Origin of the sequence: Streptomyces sp. NPDC028722 (assembly GCF_040637655.1) — a bacterium.
Classification (GTDB): Bacteria; Actinomycetota; Actinomycetes; order Streptomycetales; family Streptomycetaceae; genus Streptomyces.
Map to the genome: position 1 here is coordinate 419,936 of NZ_JBEZWU010000001.1, position 15,968 is coordinate 435,903.

The 15,968-nt window shown below is 73.1% G+C and carries 14 protein-coding genes; 8 read left to right on the forward strand and 6 right to left on the reverse strand.

Features of this window, described 5'->3' with window-relative positions; all coding sequences use genetic code 11:
* Positions 1–26 precede the first annotated feature (26 nt).
* Positions 27–725 (forward strand): bifunctional 4-hydroxy-2-oxoglutarate aldolase/2-dehydro-3-deoxy-phosphogluconate aldolase, encoded by a 699-nt coding sequence (eda, locus tag AB0F03_RS01885; protein ID WP_361985372.1) that lies wholly within the window; start codon positions 27–29, stop codon positions 723–725.
* On the opposite strand, the gene AB0F03_RS01890 is transcribed toward eda, so the two are convergent.
* The 3 genes from AB0F03_RS01890 to AB0F03_RS01900 are packed head-to-tail and all read right to left on the reverse strand — an operon-like array spanning position 697 to position 3,782.
* Entirely contained in the window at positions 697–2,169 is a 1,473-nt protein-coding gene (locus AB0F03_RS01890) for a bifunctional RNase H/acid phosphatase (protein WP_361985375.1), read from the reverse strand. The two genes, eda and AB0F03_RS01890, sit on opposite strands and share 29 nt — an antisense overlap.
* A 16-nt stretch (positions 2,170–2,185) precedes the next feature.
* A complete protein-coding gene (locus AB0F03_RS01895; protein ID WP_361985816.1) occupies positions 2,186–2,929 on the reverse strand; it encodes a C4-type zinc ribbon domain-containing protein in 744 nt (247 codons plus the stop codon).
* A gap of 13 nt (positions 2,930–2,942) precedes the next feature.
* On the reverse strand, positions 2,943–3,782 hold the full coding sequence (locus AB0F03_RS01900) for a Nif3-like dinuclear metal center hexameric protein (protein WP_361985378.1): 840 nt from the start codon (positions 3,780–3,782) through the stop codon (positions 2,943–2,945).
* A gap of 187 nt (positions 3,783–3,969) precedes the next feature.
* Here AB0F03_RS01900 and AB0F03_RS01905 point away from each other — a divergent pair, with 187 nt between their 5' ends.
* On the forward strand, positions 3,970–5,298 hold the full coding sequence (locus AB0F03_RS01905; protein WP_361985381.1) for a hypothetical protein: 1,329 nt from the start codon (positions 3,970–3,972) through the stop codon (positions 5,296–5,298).
* Positions 5,299–5,681: 383 nt separating this feature from the next.
* Here the strand turns inward: AB0F03_RS01905 and AB0F03_RS01910 are convergent, their stop codons facing one another.
* Positions 5,682–6,554 carry a MaoC/PaaZ C-terminal domain-containing protein gene (locus AB0F03_RS01910; protein WP_361985384.1) on the reverse strand — a complete coding sequence of 291 codons (873 nt, stop codon included), beginning with the start codon at positions 6,552–6,554 and terminating at the stop codon, positions 5,682–5,684.
* 184 nt (positions 6,555–6,738) lie between these two features.
* Between AB0F03_RS01910 and AB0F03_RS01915 the strand changes: the two genes are divergently transcribed.
* Positions 6,739–8,076, forward strand: coding sequence for a sensor histidine kinase (locus AB0F03_RS01915; protein ID WP_361985386.1), 1,338 nt, complete (start codon positions 6,739–6,741; stop codon positions 8,074–8,076).
* Here the strand turns inward: AB0F03_RS01915 and AB0F03_RS01920 are convergent.
* Positions 8,042–9,643 (reverse strand): alpha-L-arabinofuranosidase B, encoded by a 1,602-nt coding sequence (locus AB0F03_RS01920; RefSeq protein ID WP_361985388.1) that lies wholly within the window; start codon positions 9,641–9,643, stop codon positions 8,042–8,044. The two genes, AB0F03_RS01915 and AB0F03_RS01920, sit on opposite strands and share 35 nt — an antisense overlap.
* Before the next feature lie 559 nt (positions 9,644–10,202).
* Between AB0F03_RS01920 and AB0F03_RS01925 the strand changes: the two genes are divergently transcribed.
* The 4 genes from AB0F03_RS01925 (at position 10,203) to AB0F03_RS01940 (ending at position 14,834) form a co-directional block, all read left to right on the forward strand.
* Positions 10,203–11,945: an MFS transporter gene (locus tag AB0F03_RS01925; RefSeq protein WP_361985391.1), complete on the forward strand. Its 1,743-nt coding sequence runs from the start codon at positions 10,203–10,205 to the stop codon at positions 11,943–11,945.
* Between the two features lie 396 nt (positions 11,946–12,341).
* On the forward strand, positions 12,342–12,992 hold the full coding sequence (locus AB0F03_RS01930) for a class I SAM-dependent methyltransferase (protein ID WP_361985394.1): 651 nt from the start codon (positions 12,342–12,344) through the stop codon (positions 12,990–12,992).
* A gap of 22 nt (positions 12,993–13,014) precedes the next feature.
* Positions 13,015–13,947, forward strand: coding sequence for an N-acetylmuramoyl-L-alanine amidase (locus AB0F03_RS01935; protein ID WP_361985397.1), 933 nt, complete (start codon positions 13,015–13,017; stop codon positions 13,945–13,947).
* An 83-nt stretch (positions 13,948–14,030) separates the two neighbouring features.
* The gene (locus AB0F03_RS01940) at positions 14,031–14,834 is read left to right on the forward strand and encodes a hypothetical protein (protein WP_361985400.1); all 804 of its coding nucleotides are present in this window, start codon (positions 14,031–14,033) and stop codon (positions 14,832–14,834) included.
* Positions 14,835–14,932: 98 nt separating this feature from the next.
* Here the strand turns inward: AB0F03_RS01940 and AB0F03_RS01945 are convergent, their stop codons facing one another.
* The gene (locus AB0F03_RS01945) at positions 14,933–15,508 is read right to left on the reverse strand and encodes a hypothetical protein (protein WP_361985403.1); all 576 of its coding nucleotides are present in this window, start codon (positions 15,506–15,508) and stop codon (positions 14,933–14,935) included.
* A 127-nt stretch (positions 15,509–15,635) separates the two neighbouring features.
* On the opposite strand from AB0F03_RS01945, the gene AB0F03_RS01950 reads away from it, so the two are divergent.
* Complete coding sequence (locus AB0F03_RS01950) at positions 15,636–15,929, forward strand: hypothetical protein (RefSeq protein ID WP_121789030.1); 294 nt, start codon at positions 15,636–15,638, stop codon at positions 15,927–15,929.
* The last annotated feature ends 39 nt before the right edge of the window (positions 15,930–15,968 follow it).

Here is a 15,968-nt window from a genome sequence, read left to right on the forward strand (position 1 = left end):
TTGCGGTCGCTGGGCACGATGAGGGCATGACCTCGCCGCTGCCCTCCTCCCCGGCCGCCTCCGTGCTCGACCTGGCGCCCGTCGTACCCGTCGTGGTGCTCTCCGACGCCGCCGACGCGGTGCCGCTGGCGCGGGCACTGGTGGCGGGCGGGCTGCCCGCGATCGAGGTGACCCTGCGGACATCGGCGGCGCCGGCCGCGATCCGGGCGATCGCCGACGAGGTACCGGACGCCGTGGTCGGGGCGGGCACCGTGCTCACACCGGAGCAGGCCGGGATGTGTACGGCGGCCGGGGCGCGGTTCCTGGTCAGCCCCGGGTGGACGGAGGCGTTGCTGGGCGCGATGCGCGGGTCGGGGGTGCCGTTCCTGCCCGGGGTGTCGACCGCCTCGGAGGTCGTCGCGCTGCTGGAGCGCGGGGTGCGGGAGATGAAGTTCTTCCCGGCGCAGGCCGCGGGCGGCACGGCGTATCTGCGGTCGCTGGCCGGGCCGTTGCCGCAGGCGCGCTTCTGCCCGACCGGCGGCATCGGCCCGCACAACGCCCCCGAGTATCTGGCGCTGTCCAACGTCGGCTGTGTGGGCGGCAGCTGGATGGTCCCGGCGGATGCGGTGGCCGCCGGGGACTGGGGGCGGATCGAGGAACTGGCGCGGGCGGCGGCCGGGTTGGGGTCCGACGGCGGGCTGAGGACCGCCGGTGGTCTCAGGGCCGGAGGTGGGACGTGTCGTTGAAGAGCCGGACGCTCGCGTTGCCGTCCGCGTAGTACGCCACCGCCGACAGGGAGGCGGCCGAAAGTTCCATCCGGAACAGGGACTTGGCCGGGGCGCCCAGGGCGAGACGGATCAGCGTCTTGATCGGGGTGACGTGCGTGACCAGCAGCACGGTCCGGCCCGCGTGGGCGGCGACCAGCTCGTCCCGGGCGGCGGCGATCCTGATGGCCGTACCGGCGAAGCTCTCGCCGCCGCCGGTGGGATGGGCCTCCGGGTCGGCGAGCCAGGCGTTCAGGTCGTCCGGATAGCGGTCCCGTACCTCGCCGAAGGTCAGGCCCTCCCAGGCGCCGAAGTCCGTCTCCCGCAGGCCGTCCTCGAGCGTCACGTCGAGGCCCAGGCGGGCGGCGACGATGGCGGCGGTCTCCCGGGTGCGGGCCAGGGGCGAGGCGACGACGGCCTGGACCGTGCCGCGCCTGGCCAGCGCCTCCGCGACCCGCCGGGCCTGCTCACGGCCGGCGCCGGAGAGGGAGGGGTCCGTGCCGCCGCTGCCGGAGAAGCGTTTCTGGGGGGTGAGCGGGGTCTCACCGTGGCGGAGCAGCACGAAGGTGGCGGGCGCCCCGAGGTCGGGCGCGGCACTCCAGCCGGGGGCGGACGTGCGCCGCTCGGTGTCACCGGAGGCGGCGGGGGGCTGCCCGGCGGAAGGTGCCGGCACGGCGGAAGGTGCCTCGTCGGCAGCGGGAGCCGGGTCGGCAGGACGTGTCGCGGTGGCAGCGGGAGCCGCCTCGGCAGAACGGGTCTGAGCAGCAGCGGAAGCCGCGTCGGCAGGAGGCGCCGCACCGGTGGCGGGAGCCGCGTCGGCGACGGGCGCGGCATCCGCCGGCGGCGCCGCATCCGAGTCGCCTACAGGGGACGGAGTGGCCGGGGTGCCCTGTGCGGCCGGAGCCGGCGAAGCAGCCGGAGCCGCCGAGGCAGCCCGAGCGGCCGAGGTCGCCCGAGTGCCGCCGTCGGTTCCCGTCTCCAGGTCCGCCGTAGACCGCGACGGCGACCACTGTTCGCCCTTCGCCCCCGCGTCCATCGCCTCGTTGGCCAAACGGTCCGCGTGCTTGTTCCGCTCGCGGGGGATCCATTCGTACGTGACCTGCTCCGGCGGGAAGACGGACCGGGCCTCCGCCGCCAGGGGCTTCATCGCGGGGTGCTTGATCTTCCAGCGGCCCGACATCTGCTCGACCACCAGCTTGGAGTCCATGCGGACATGGACCGGCGCGGACGGGTCGAGGGCGTGGGCGGCGCGGAGACCGGCCAGGAGACCGCGGTACTCGGCGACGTTGTTCGTGGCGACGCCGATGTACTCCGCCGCCTCGGCCAGGGTCTGCCCCGTCGCCGCGTCGCACACCACGGCGCCGTAGCCCGCGGGCCCCGGGTTGCCCCGTGACCCGCCGTCGGCCTCGACGATGAACTCCCGCACCCGTCCGGCCCCTCGTCTACAGACCCGACTCGGCCGTGCGCACCAGGATGCGGCCGCAGTTCTCGCAGCGCACCACCGTGTCCGGCGCCGCCGAGCGGATCTCGCTCAGCTCGGTGATCGCCAGTTCCTGCCGGCAGCCCTGGCAGCTGCGGGCGTACAGCTTGGCCGCGCCGATCCCGCCCTGCTGCGCGCGCAGCTTGTCGTAGAGCTTGAGCAGGTCAGCGGGGACGGAGGCCGCGACGACCTCGCGCTCCCGGGTGACCGAGGCGGCCTCGCCGTCGATGGCCTCGAAGGCCGCGTTCCGGCGGGCGGTGGCGTCGTCGATCTTGGACTGGACGGACGCGACCCGCTCGGTCAGCTCGCCGACCCGTTCCTGCGCGGACTCGCGGCGCTCCATGACCTCGAGGACCACGTCCTCCAGGTCACCCTGCCGCTTGGCGAGGGAGGCGATCTCGTGCTGGAGGTTGGAGAGGTCCTTGGGCGAGGCGACCGCGCCGGAGTCCAGGCGCTGCTGGTCGCGGGTGGCGCGTCTGCGCACCTGGTCCACGTCCTGCTCGGCCTTGGTCTGCTCGCGGGCGCAGTCGCTCTCCTCGGTCTGCGCGGCCACGAGCAGGTCGCGCAGCTGGGTGAGGTCCTTGGTCAGCGCATCGATCTCGGCGTGCTCGGGCAGCGACTTCCGCTTGTGCGCGAGCTGCTGGAGACGGACGTCGAGGTCCTGGACGTCGAGGAGTCGGATCTGGTCGGCGGGCGCGGCGTTCAGTTGGGGGCTCCTGTTAGCTAGCGGGGGTGGTGGACGCCGCGTGGGCGGTCCAGGGGTCGGTGACCGTCCTGGAGACGTGGACGCGCAGGTCCCAGCCGTGGCGGTCGGAGATCTCGTCGAGCTGGGCGGCGGCCAGCTCGCACCAGGGCCACTCGGTGGCCCAGTGCGCCGCGTCGAGCAGCGCGAGGGGACTGTGGGCCACCGCCTCGGACGCCGGGTGGTGGCGCAGGTCGGCGGTGAGGAAGGCGTCGACACCGGCGGCGCGGACCTCGTCGAAGAGGCTGTCGCCGGAGCCGCCGCTGACGGCGACCGTGCGGACGACGGCCTCCGGGTCGCCGGCCACCCGGATGCCCTGCGCGGTGGCGGGCAGCCGTTCGGCGGCGCGGGCGGCGAGTTCGCGGACGGTGAGCGGGTGGTCGAGCGCGCAGACGCGGCCGAGGCCCCGGCGGCCGTGCGGGTCGGTGGGGTCGGGCACGAGGGGTCGTACGACCCGGAGGTCCAGCGCGCCGGCGAGGGCGTCGGAGACGCCCGGGTCGGCGGTGTCGGCGTTGGTGTGGGCGACGTGCAGCGCGATGTCGTTCTTGATGAGCGTGTGCACGGCCCGGCCCTTGAAGTGCGTGGCCGCGACCGTCGTCGTACCGCGCAGATAGAGCGGATGGTGGGTGACCAGGAGGCCGGCGCCGAGCTTCACCGCCTCGTCGACGATCTCCTGGACCGGGTCGACGGCGAACAGGACCCGGCTGATCTCCTGGCCGGGGTCGCCCACGACGGTGCCGACCGCGTCCCAGGACTCGGCCCACTCGGCGGGCCACAGGTTCTCCAGCGCGGCGATGACTTCAGACAGACGGGGCACGAGGGACAGGCTACCTGGCCGTTCTGCGGGCCCGTACCGCATCCGCCCGCTCCGGTCCCGGTCAGCACAGACGCCCCGGTTTCCTCAGAGGAATCGCTTCTGCCCCACCCGTATGTGTGAAGCGCGCGCCGCCGGTCCCCCGCCCGTGCGTACGAAAACTAGCTTCGTCGCTGGAGGTGACCGAACCATGACGGCCTGTGCGATCGAATCCCCGTCCACGGACGGGGCCGACGGTGCGCCGGGGGCGGCCGGCTGCGCGATCACGGCGGACGGCGCCTACGCCGCCCGGCTCGCGCCGGCCGGTGACTCCTGGTTCCCGGAGCGCTGGACGCTGGACGGCCCGGAGCCGTACGCGGTACCGCTGCCCGGCAACCAGCCGGAGGAGCCCGGCAGCGAGGTGCAGCCCCTGGGCGACGGCCGGGTGCTGATCCACCGGCTGGTGGAGCGGCGGCACGCCTTCTCGCTGCTGTATCCGACCGGGCCCGGCACCGGTGAGCTGTCGCTGGGCACGGTGGAGCACCCCGGGCCCGGTACCGGTCCGGCGGGGCTCACCCTGCTGCCGCCGGCGCCGGGGGGCACCCGGGCGTACGCACTCGCCGTCGGGCCGCGTGCCAGCACGGTGTGGCTGGTGGCGGGCGGGGCGTCCGGCCCGGAGCGGCTCGCCGAGGTACCGGGGCGCTGCTCGGGCGGGGTGTGGCTGGACCGCACCGGGCGGCTGCTGGCGCTGGACCGGGAGCTGGACGGGCTCACCAAGACGGTCGTGCTGGACCTGGAGCGCGCCGGCGCCGTCTCGCCGCTGCTCCAGATCGCGGACGGCAGCGACGACCGGCTGCTGCTCGCCGACCCCGACAGCGGGCTGCTGCTGATCTCCTCGGACGCTCCCTCCCCGGGGCGGCGGCGACTGGGCTGGGGCGTGCTCGGCAGCACCCTGCCGGTGCGCTTCCCGGAGTGTCTTCGGGTGCCGGAGTGCCGGGTGACGCCGTTCGCGATCCAGCCGGGGCAGGTGCTGATGCCGGAGAACTGCGGGGTGGGCCTGCGCATCGACGGGACGTTCGGCACCTGGGTGGGCATCTGGCGGCCGGCGGAACGGCGGCTACGTCATCTTCCGGCGCCGCACGGATGGCTGGCGGGGGCCGGGCTGTGGACACCCGAGGGCGTGCTGCGGCTGCCGTACGCCACGTGCGACACCCCGTGCGGGGTGGCGGAGCTGACGGCGCCCAGGAGCGAGGCGGCGGGCGCGGACGCCGTCGGCGGGACGGAGGCCGTGGCGGGGGCGAGCGCTGCCGGGGGGACGGACGCCGAGGCGGGCGCGGGCACCCCGGAGCGAGCGAGCGGGACGGACGGGCCCTACGGGAGCGGCGGGACAGACGGAACCGGCGGAACGGGGGTTGCGCTCAGGGCTGCCGAGGCAGTCGGGGCGTCCCGGTCGGGGGTGGAACTGAGCCCTCCGGAGCCGGTGGTGACCCGCCCCGTGCCGCTCCAACAGGCGCCGCTGGGCCGTCTTGTAACGAACTAGTGCCGGTCGGCGTGTGCGCCTGGATTCGGCCCGTGGTGCGCCGGTTAGACTCGCCCGGCTGTACGAAAGATCATGTTGACGGGGTGAATTCTTCCGATGAGCGACACCAGGACGCGGCAGCTGTCTGCCGACTCTCAGGAGAGCGCCGGCCACGGTCGGCACCGAGGCCCGGTCGCGGCCCAGGAGAGCGAGACGACTCCGACTCCGCACGGCCGGCACCGCAAGCCGGTACAGGAGACGGTCGAGGCGGCTTTCTGACCGCAGGGAAACAGCAGGGAACACAGAGGGAACAGAGGGAACAGAGGGGCACTCGTCCGGCGAGTGCCCCTCTGCCTGTGCCGGGCCCCATCGCCTCCGGCGCCCTCGATGCCTCGCCTCCGGCCTCAGAGGCGCTGGACGACGGTTCCGGTGAGCACCTCCGTGCCCCGCTCGACGGCGTCCACGGTGACCCGCACCCGGTCCTCCCGGCGCCACATGCGGACGCGCAGGGTCTCCCCGGGGTACACCACGCCGGTGAAACGGGTGCCGTAGCCGCGTACCCGGGTCACGTCGCCGGCGAGCAGCGTGTCCACGACCGCCTTGAGGGTGATGCCGTAGGTGCACAGACCGTGCAGGACCGGCCGGCCGAAGCCGGCGAGCCGGGCGAACTCCGGGTCGGCGTGCAGGGGGTTGAGGTCACCGGTGAGGCGGTAGAGGAGGGCCTGGTCGGGGCGGACGGGGCGTTCGACGGTCCGGTCGGGGGCGCCGGCGGGCGGGTCCGGACGGGAGGCGGGCCCGCGGTCGCCGCCCCAGCCGCCCTCGCCGCGTACGAAGATCCGGGCGTCGTCGGTCCACAACGGGCCGTCCTGGTCGGCGACTTCGGTGCGCATGACGAGGACGGCGGCCTCCCCCTTGTCGTACACGGCGGCGATGCGGCTCGTGGCGGTGGCGGTGCCCGCGGCGGGGACCGGCCGGTGCACCGTGAGGTTCTGGCCGCCGTGCAGGACCCTGGCCAGGTCGACGTCGATGCCCGGCATGGACAGTGCGCCGATGACGCCGGGGGCGCCGGATCCGGCGACGGTGGCGAAGCTCGGCAGGACGTGCAACCGGGTCTCCAGGGTGTAGCGCAACTCGTCCGGGTCGGTGGCGGGGTCGTCCTTGTCGGGGTCGGCGCCGGCCCCGATGCCGAGGTGGTAGAGCTGGACGTCCCTCGGGGTCCAGGAGATCTCACCGGAACGGGGTGCGGCGGCGAGGGCCAGGGCTGCGTCGATGGGCATGCGGCTCCAGTGGGTGAGGGCTGTCACGGCGCTGCGCCGGTTCCGGGCGCCGCCCGTGACCATCGTCCTGCCCGGAACCGTACGTACGCATCTGCCGGTGGGCGGATCCGGCTCCTTACGGTTGGTCCCTACGCTGTGCGTCCTACCGCCGCACGGCGGCGACCACTCGACCGGGGGACGACAGATGACATGGTGGCGGGCACCGGGACGCGGGACAGCGGACCGGCGGACAGAACAGCGCCGGTGGGGGGCGGAACACCGTCGGTGGCGGGCGGAACGCGCGGCTTGCCGGTCCGCGCGACGGGCCGCCCGGAAGAACGGCGGGGCGCCGCGCGTCGACCAGCCGGGCCCGCCGCCCACCGGCTTCACCCTGCTGCCCTGGCTGCTGATAGGCATGGGGGCCATCTCCAACGTGCTCCAGGGCAGGACCGCGAACCCGTGGGTCGGCGGTCTGGGCCTGCTGGCCTTCAACTCCCTGTATGTGTACGTCACTTTCCGCTCCTTCGACCGGCGCAGGCGCGAGGCGGTGTCCACCCGGGTGGCGCTCGGTCTCATGGGCCTGCTCACCACCGGCCTGGCCCTCGGGTACGGCGGTGACTGGCTGGTGTTCTTCCCGCTGCTGGGGCTCGCGGCGGGTGCCTGTCTGCGCGGTCCGCTGCTGGGGCGCGCGGGGACGCTGCTCGCGCTGTACGCGGGTGCCGTCGCCTACGTGCGTGGCGGCTGGGACGACGCGTCGAGCATCGGGTACGGCACCTTCATCTCCAGCATGGTGACCGCCGCGATCCTCGGTCTGTCCGAGGCCGTACGGGAGTTGCGGGCCGCCCGTGAGGAACTGGCCCGGCAGGCCGTGGAGAAGGAGCGGCTGCGGTTCTCCCGCGATCTGCACGACCTGCTCGGACACACCCTGTCGGTGATCGTGGTGAAGTCCGAGGCGGCCCGGCGGCTGGCCCCGCGGGATCTCGACGCGGCGCTGGCGCAGGTCACGGACATCGAGTCGGTGGGCCGGCAGGCGCTCACCGAGATCCGCGAGGCGGTGACCGGCTACCGCGAGGGCAGCCTGGCCACCGAGCTGACCCGGGCCCGCTCGGCACTGTCCGCGGCGAGCGTGGAGCCGGTGGTCCATCAGTCCGGGACGCCGCTCGACCCGCAGAGCGAGGCGCTGCTGGGCTGGGTGGTGCGCGAGGCGGTCACCAACGTCGTCCGGCACAGCCACGCGACCCGCTGCGAGATCACCGTGGAGGGCACCACCGAGCGGATCCGCCTGACGGTCACGGACAACGGCACCGGCACCGGCACCGGTACGAGCCCGGATGCCGGCTCCGGGGCCGGCCGGCCCCGGGGATGCGTCGGCGGTACGGGACTGAAGGGGCTGGCCGAACGCCTCGCGGCGGCGGCCGGCTCCCTCACGGCCGGTCCGGCACCGCGCGGCGGTTTCACGGTCACCGCGGAACTCCCCGTCGCCGTCGACGGGTTGGTCCCGGCGGCGGTTACGGCGCCCAGGGAGAGCCGGTCACCCAGCTGACGTCGGCGGCCCAGGAGGTGCTGCTGTCGAAGTCGTTGGAACCGCCGTTGCTCGCTATGTACAGCGTGTGGTTGTAGTGGCGCAGGTAGCGCGTCGGATAGTTGTACGAGGCGAACGAGGTGCCGGTGCCGCTCTTGCCGGTCTGCGGGCAGAAGGTGGCGTCGGCCCGGAACTGGGCGGTGCCGTCCATCGGCTGCCGGTACAGCCGGTAGTCGAAGTGGCGCAGGAAGTCACCGGGGTAGTTGCGCGACTCGAAGGAGACGCAGGAGGCGTTGGCGAGCCCGCGGCGCACGATCCAGGTGGCGTCGCCCTTGTCGACGGCCGGGCTGCTCGACGTCACCGTGGAGGTGACGGCCGCGTCGTTCTGATGGCGGACGTACTCGGTGGTGCAGCAGGCGGTCGTGGCGCGCAGCGAGATCTCGGAGCCGGGGTTCAGCGTGCCGGTGCTGCCGGTCGGGCCGCCGTAACCGACGGAGACGATGTTGGTCTGGACGGCGGCGTCGGCGGCGTCGGTCGGGATGCCGGACGTCATGACGCCCTCGAAGAAGGACCCGATGGAGCCGTTGCTGTTGTCGCCTCCGGTGCCGAGGACGATCGCGCCCTCCTGGTGCATCGGCGAGTAGCCGCTCTTGGTGGGCTCACCGCCGGAATAGGTGGTCGTCAGCCCGCCGGACCGGGCGTTCGCGTATTTCAGGGCGAAATGGTTCTGCCCGTTGTTCTTGAGCAGGGCGGTCACGAACGGCAGCGCTCCGGTACCGGTATTCGCCGTGTTCCTGCTGTATCCGGCGTCGGACTGGAACAGGCCGTTCTCCAGGTCGGCCTGGACCCAGGGGCCCTGGCCGTAGCAGGGCGCGAACCAGCATTCGGTGCCGAAGTTGATGGCGTCCATGTGGCCGTTGCCGGTGTCCAGGTTGTTGGTCTCTGCGTTGCCGTAGTCGAAGCAGCAGCGGTTGTTGACGTGGGTGCCGGAGGTCACCATGTACATCCCCTCGGCCTGCCCGTTCACGGCGACGCCCGAGGTGGAGTTGTCCCGGTAGCCCATGCCGGCGGAGATCTCCAGGCCGTAGACCTGGTGGCCGCCGGCGGTCACCGGCAGGGCGTCCGCGGGCGCCCCGACATCGGCCGCGCCGGCGCCGCCCGCGCCCTCGACGGTGAGGTCGTTGTGGCGCGGGGACTGGTCGTAGATCTCGGTGATGATGCAGGTCGTGCCGGAACAGAAGGAGTCCTGGGCGGCGGCATCGGCGTAACCGCCGGCGGACAGCAGGCCGATCTTCGCGGTCGCCCCGTCCGAGGCCCTCCGCACCTGGTAGAGCGGTCCGTTGTACGACCCGTACAGCGCCCGGGCCAGGCTGTGCGCGGCGACGCAGGGGGTGCCCGCGGCGCCGTAGATGTCACAGGGCAGCGAACCGGCGGCGGCGGCCGGGGCTGCGCCGGTTCCGAAGAGCAGGGCGGCCAGGCCGGCGCAGACGGCGAGGACGGACAGAAGGGCGCTTCTGACGCGCCGGGGAGTGCGGGGGGTCCGGGGACCCTGAGGGGTTCGGGGGGTCCGGGGGGTTCGGCGAAGCACGGGGCACCTCGTATTCGTCGGGGGCAGTGCGGGCTTCCTGCGGACTCTCTGCTGTGTCCGATATCCCGAACGTTGTTCGATCGAAATACCGGACCTGCTCGGCAGACGGAATACCGGGAATTGCCGAGAAGGCAGGGGCGATTGTTTGCGTACGGTCAAGAATCGTCAACCCCCGCCGCACGGGAGAAGGGAGATTCTTTAACCGAAGTCCAGCCCGGGGGCGCCCGGTTCGGCGCTCCGCGTCTCGGGCCGGGAGCCCCGCGACACTCACCGCCGGACCCGATCCGCCGATGGCGCGAGAGCACGAGGTGCCGACGATGCCGGGGGACGGGACGGTGATGCCGGGGTAACGGGACGGTGATGTCGAGGGAACGGGACGGCGGTCGCCGACACCCGTCCGAGCCCGCCGTCCACAACGGCAGGGGCGGCTGTGAATCCTGACCCCCCATCAGAAACCCATGGATCGGTCAAGAATTCATTAGAGGCCCGAAGCAACGGAATAGTTGCCTGTGCATACGAGGTTTACACAGCACTTATGACACGCGGAAGGCCTCACCCCATGCCAGAGACGACGACCGACCAGCCCACCCGGGGAGCGAGCGGGGCCGTGGTCCCGGTGCTCGCCTTCGCGGGCATCGTGGTCGCGGTGATGCAGACCCTGCTCGTGCCGGTCATCAAGGACCTGCCGCAGCTGCTGGACACCGCCCCCACGAACGCCACCTGGGTGCTCACCTCGACCCTCCTGTCCGGCGCCGTCGCCACCCCGATCATGGGCCGGCTCGGCGACCTGTACGGCAAGCGGCGCATGCTGGTGTTCAGCCTCTCCGTGATGGTGGCCGGCGCCCTGGTCAGCGCGCTCACCAGCGACCTGATCATCATGATCGTCGGCCGTGCCCTCCAGGGCTTCGCCATGGGCGCGATACCCCTCGGCATCGGCCTGATGCGCGACATGCTGCCGCGCGAGAAGCTCGGCTCGGCCATGGCGCTGATGAGTTCCTCCATCGGCGTCGGCGGCGGCCTCGCCCTGCCCGCCGCGGCCCTGGTCGCACAGCACTCCGACTGGCACGCCCTGTTCTACGGCGCCGCCGGCCTCGGCGCGCTCGCCATCGCCCTCGCCCTCCTCGTCGTCCCCGAGTCCCCCATGCGCGCCCGGGGCACCTTCGACGTGCTCGGCGCGGCCGGCCTGTCCGTCGGTCTGGTCCTCCTGCTGCTCCCGATCACCAAGGGCAGCGACTGGGGCTGGTCCTCCGGCACGACGCTCGGCCTGTTCGCCGCGGCCGTCGCCGTCCTCCTGCTGTGGGGTGTGTACGAGCTGCGCATCCAGGCGCCCCTCGTCGACCTGCGCACCACCGCCCGCCGCGAGGTACTGCTCACCAACCTCGCCTCGATCATGGTCGGCGTCAGCTTCTACGTCGTCTCACTGGTCCTGCCCCAGCTGCTCCAGCTGCCCAGCGCGACCGGCTACGGCCTCGGGCAGTCCATGGTCGTCGCGGGCCTGTGCGTGGCCCCGCTGGGCCTGACGATGATGTTCACGGCACCGGTCTACGCCCGTCTGTCCGCCCGCTACGGCCCCAAGGTCACCCTCATCCTCGGCATGCTGATCATCGCCATCGGCTACGGCGGCGGCCTCGGCCTGATGGACGCGGCCTGGCAGACGATCATCACCTCCGTGGTCCTCGGCGCGGGCATCGGCCTCGCCTACTCCTCGCTGCCCGCGCTCATCGTCGGCGCGGTACCCGCCTCGGAGACCGGCGCGGCCAACGGCCTCAACACCCTCATGCGCTCCATCGGTACGTCGGTCTCCAGCGCCGTCATCGGCATGGTGCTGGCCAACACCGCGCACAACGTGGGCGGCCTCGCCGTCCCGACCATGCACGGCTTCCGCGTCTCCTTCCTGATCGCCACGGCCGCCGTCGCGGTGGGCCTGCTGCTCGCCCTCTTCCTGCCGGCGGCTCCGCGGCCGGCCCAGCACACCCAGCTGCGCGCGAGCAGCGAGGAGGACGCGAACCTGGAGCGCGCCGAGCAGGTGCTGCGCGGCTTCCGGGGGCGGGTGCTGGACGCCGGTGGCACGCCCGTCGCCCGGGCCAAGGTCACCCTGATCGACCGCCGGGGCCGGCAGGCGGGCGCCACGGTGTCCGGGGAGGACGGTTCCTACGCCCTCGCGGTGCCGGCGCAGGGTGCGTACGTGCTGGCCGCGAAGGCGTCCGGGCACGGGCCGCTGGCGTCGTCGGCGACCCACTCCGGTGAGGAACGGGCTGTCGACCTGGACCTTGCGTTGCCGGGGGCTACGGTCAGCGCGTAGCGCTCCGCTGGGGGGCGTGGGTGCTCCACGGGGGTGCCGCGAGGGGTTGTACGGCGGCTGCGGCTGGGACGTGGCCGGGCGCGCCGTTCCCCGCGGCGCCCCTGCCGGGGGCGGGCGGGTGCCTACTGGGCTGCCACGAGGGGTCGGGTCGCGACTGCGGCTCGAACGTGGCCGGGCGCGCCGTTCCCCGCGCCCCTTCGGGGGCGTATGCGCTCGGCGGTGGAGGGGGTGCGCTTCACGGGCTGCCACGGCGGATCGGTCCGCGGCTGCCGGTTGGACGTGGCCGGGCGCGCCGTTCCCCGCGCCCCTTCGGGGGGCGTTGTCCTACCCCCTGTCCGGTCGGTCGGGGGGATGCGGGAGCATGGGGTGGATCGTTGCGTTAGTGAGAGGTTGAGCATGGGCGCCGTACCCCGTCCTGAGGTCCTGGCCGCGTTCGAGGGGGCCAAGGGGTTCATGCCCGTGGACGAGGGGCTGGCGCTGTACGCGGCGGCGGTGGAGGCGGGGCGGCTGGGGCTGCCGCTGCTGGAGGTCGGCACGTACTGCGGGCGGTCCACCGTGCTGCTGGCCGACGCGGCCCGCGCGGCCGGGGTCGGTGCGCTGACCGTCGACCACCACCGGGGCAGCGAGGAGCAGCAGCCCGGCTGGGACTATCACGACCCGGAGACGGTCGACCCCGAGATCGGCCTGATGGACACGCTCCCCGCCTTCCGGCGCACCCTGTTCCGGGCGGGTCTGGAGGAGCATGTGATCGCCCTCGTCGGCCGCTCCCCGCAGATCGCGCGGATCTGGAACTCCCCGCTCGGGCTGGTGTTCGTCGACGGCGGCCACACCGACGAGCACGCCACGGCCGACTACGAGGGCTGGGCGCCGCACGTGGCCGAGGGCGGCCTGCTCGTCATCCACGACGTCTTCCCGGACCCCGAGGACGAGTTCACCGGCCAGGCGCCGTACCGGGTGTATGTGCGGGCGCTGGGGTCGGGGGCGTTCACGGAGGTGTCGGTGACCGGCTCGCTGCGGGTCCTGCGGCGAACGGGCGCGGGGATCTGAGCCCCCGGTTAGAGTCGCAGACGTGTCGTACGCAGGCCCGGACCTCGATCCCCCGCAGCCCCGCCGGTCCCGGCGCGGCCCGCTGACCGTGGCGCTCGCCGCGCTGGTGCCCGGTGCGCTGCTCGGCTGGATGGTGTACGAGGCGGTGGGCGGCGGTCCGGGCGGCCGGGACGGTAGGGCCTCCCCCGCGCCGGCCCCGCGCGGCTCCGAGATGTCCTCCTCCCCGTCCGCCCGGACCGCCCCGCCCGGCACCGGCGGCACGGCGGACGGCGCCCGCCCGCTCGAGGGGAAGGTCGTCGTCATCGACCCGGGACACAACCCGGGCAACTTCCGGCACACGGCCGAGATCGGCCGCTCGGTGGACATCGGCACCCACCGCAAGGAGTGCGACACCACCGGCACGTCCACCAACGACGGTTACGCGGAGGCCCGGTTCACCCTGGACCTGGCGCACCGGCTGCGGGAGCTGCTCGAACGGCAGGGCGCCACCGTGAAGTTGACGCACGACGGGGACGGTCCGGCCTGGGGGCCGTGCGTGGACGAGCGGGCCCGGATCGGGAACACCGCGCACGCGGACGCGGCCGTCTCCCTGCACGCCGACGGCTCCGCACCCGGCAACCGCGGCTTCCACGTCATCCTGCCCGGGTCCGTGCACGCCGGTGCGGCCGACACCCGCGCCATCGTCGGCCCGTCCCACGACCTGGGGACGCGCATCGCGGGCGGCTTCCTGCGGGCGACGGGCGAGCCGCCGTCCAACTACCTCGGTGAAGGCACCGGTCTGGTCACGCGGACGGACCTGGGCGGTCTCAATCTGTCAACGGTTCCCAAGGTGTTCCTCGAGTGCGGCAACATGCGCGATAGCAAGGACGCGGCACTGCTGACAAGCGGCGCCTGGCGGCAGAAGGCTGCGCGGGGGATCTCCGAGGGAATCGTGGGGTTCCTGCGTCGGTCCTGACCGGCGGGCGGATCCGGCCGTACGGCCGGATCTTGTGAACGATAGTGTCTACCGACGACGAGACGACCTACGAAGGACCTGAAGTGAATATCCGCTCCCTCACTAGAGGCGACGGCGTGGTGATCGGAGCAGCGGTGGTGCTGTTCATCGCGTCGTTTCTCGACACGTTCGACACCGGCAGCGACAGCACCAACGCCTGGGACAACCTGGGCCTGGTGATGAGCATGTACGTCGGCGGCATCATCGGCGCGGTCCTGATCGTCGTCGCCCGCGCGCTGCCGCAGCCGCGCAAGGTCCTCGGTTTCGACCTCGGCCAAGTGGGCGTCCTCCTCTCGGTGTTCGCCGCCTGGACGGCGTTCTGGTCGATCCTCGACCCGCTGGGCGCCTTCGACGACTTCGACCGGTTCGACGTCGGCGCGGGCGCCGGCCTGATCCTGGGGCTCATCGCCGCTCTGTTGCTGGCCGCGGCCGCCGTCGCCACTCCCCTGGTGCCGGCCCTCCAGGCCGCCCTGGTCCCGGCTCCCAAGCCGGCCGCCCCGCAGCCCTACGGTGCCCAGCCGCCCGGCGGTTACGGCTACCCGGGTGCCCAGCCGCAGCAGCCTTACGGTGCCCAGCCGCAGCCGGGTCAGCCGTTCGGGCAGCAGCCGCCGGCCCCGCAGGGAGCTCCGGCACCGCAGCCTCCGGCCGGGGACTTCTCCCCGTTCTGGTTCGCCGTGCCGGTGGCCCGTCCGCTGTTCGCGGAGGACGGTTCGCCGAACCAGATCGCCGAACTGGCGCCGGGTACCTGGTACCTGGCCGTCGAGCAGCGCGGTGCCGCACTGGTCGCGCAGACCCAGGACGGCCGTCGTGGTGTGCTCCAGGACAGCTCGGGCATCCAGCGCGGCTGAGCCGTACCCCCGTACCGCACGGCCCCTCGCCCTCGTGGCGGGGGGCCGTCGTCGTACGGCCTTACCTGGATGAGGAGTTGGCGGAGCGTCACATACCGTCAGCCCTTGGACAGCTGGGAGGCGGAGGGCACCTGGTTCTCGACCGGTGCGCCGGCGCTCTTGCCCGCGTCCTTGACCTTGTTGATGATGTCGTCGAACGAGCCGGCCGCGCCCTCGTCGCCCTTGCGGAGCTTGGACGGCAGGCTCTTCAGGGATTCGATGCCACCGGCCAGCGGCGCGAGGGCCTTGGACAGCAACGGGTCGGCGGCGGCGTTCTTCTTGGCCGCCTTGAGCCGGTTGTAGGCGAAGAGGCCGGCGACACCGGCCTTCACCAGGGCCAGCTTGCGGCCGTGGGCGCCCTTCTTGAACTTGCCGGCCTTCCAGGGCTTCACGATCCACTGGTAGGTGGCGCCGGCGGCGAGGCCCGCGTCCAGCACGAACCGCGTCTTGGCGAACTTGCGCTTCTCCGCCGACGTGCTGGGGCTGGGGGTGGGGCTCTCGGCGGCGGGGACGGCCTGGGACGCCGCGCTGTTCTTCGTCGTGCTCTTCCCGTCGCTTCCGCAGGCGGTGGAACCGGCGAGCAGGGCGCAGCACAGGGTGAGCGCCACGGCGAGGCGCCGCATCGGTACGGGCACGAGATCCTCCGGACGTGTCTCCCCGAGCGGTTGACTTCTTCCGGCAGCCTCGCCCGGGAAACCCGGACGCGCCACTCGGGGGACGCCGTCCGGGTTTCACCGCCCGCCGCCCGGCAATCCGCAAGGCATGTCCCCTAGATATCGCAACGGTGCGAATCAGGCCGGGACGGTCATCGCGATCGTCGCCGACGTCATGGCCTTCATCCTCGGCCTGTGGATCCTGATGTACCTGTTGGACGCGAACCGGGCGAACAGCCTGGTGCAGTTCGTCCATGACGCGGCCTCCTGGCTGGCAGGCTGGTCGCACGACCTGTTCACCTTCGACGAGGCGTGGGCCCGGGTGGTCGCCGGGTACGGCCTGGCCGCGGTCGTCTACCTCTTCGTGGGCCACGCCATCGCCAACCGCATGAGCCGGCACTGACCCCGTCCCCGCGCGGTCCGCGCACCGTCCCCGGCGGGG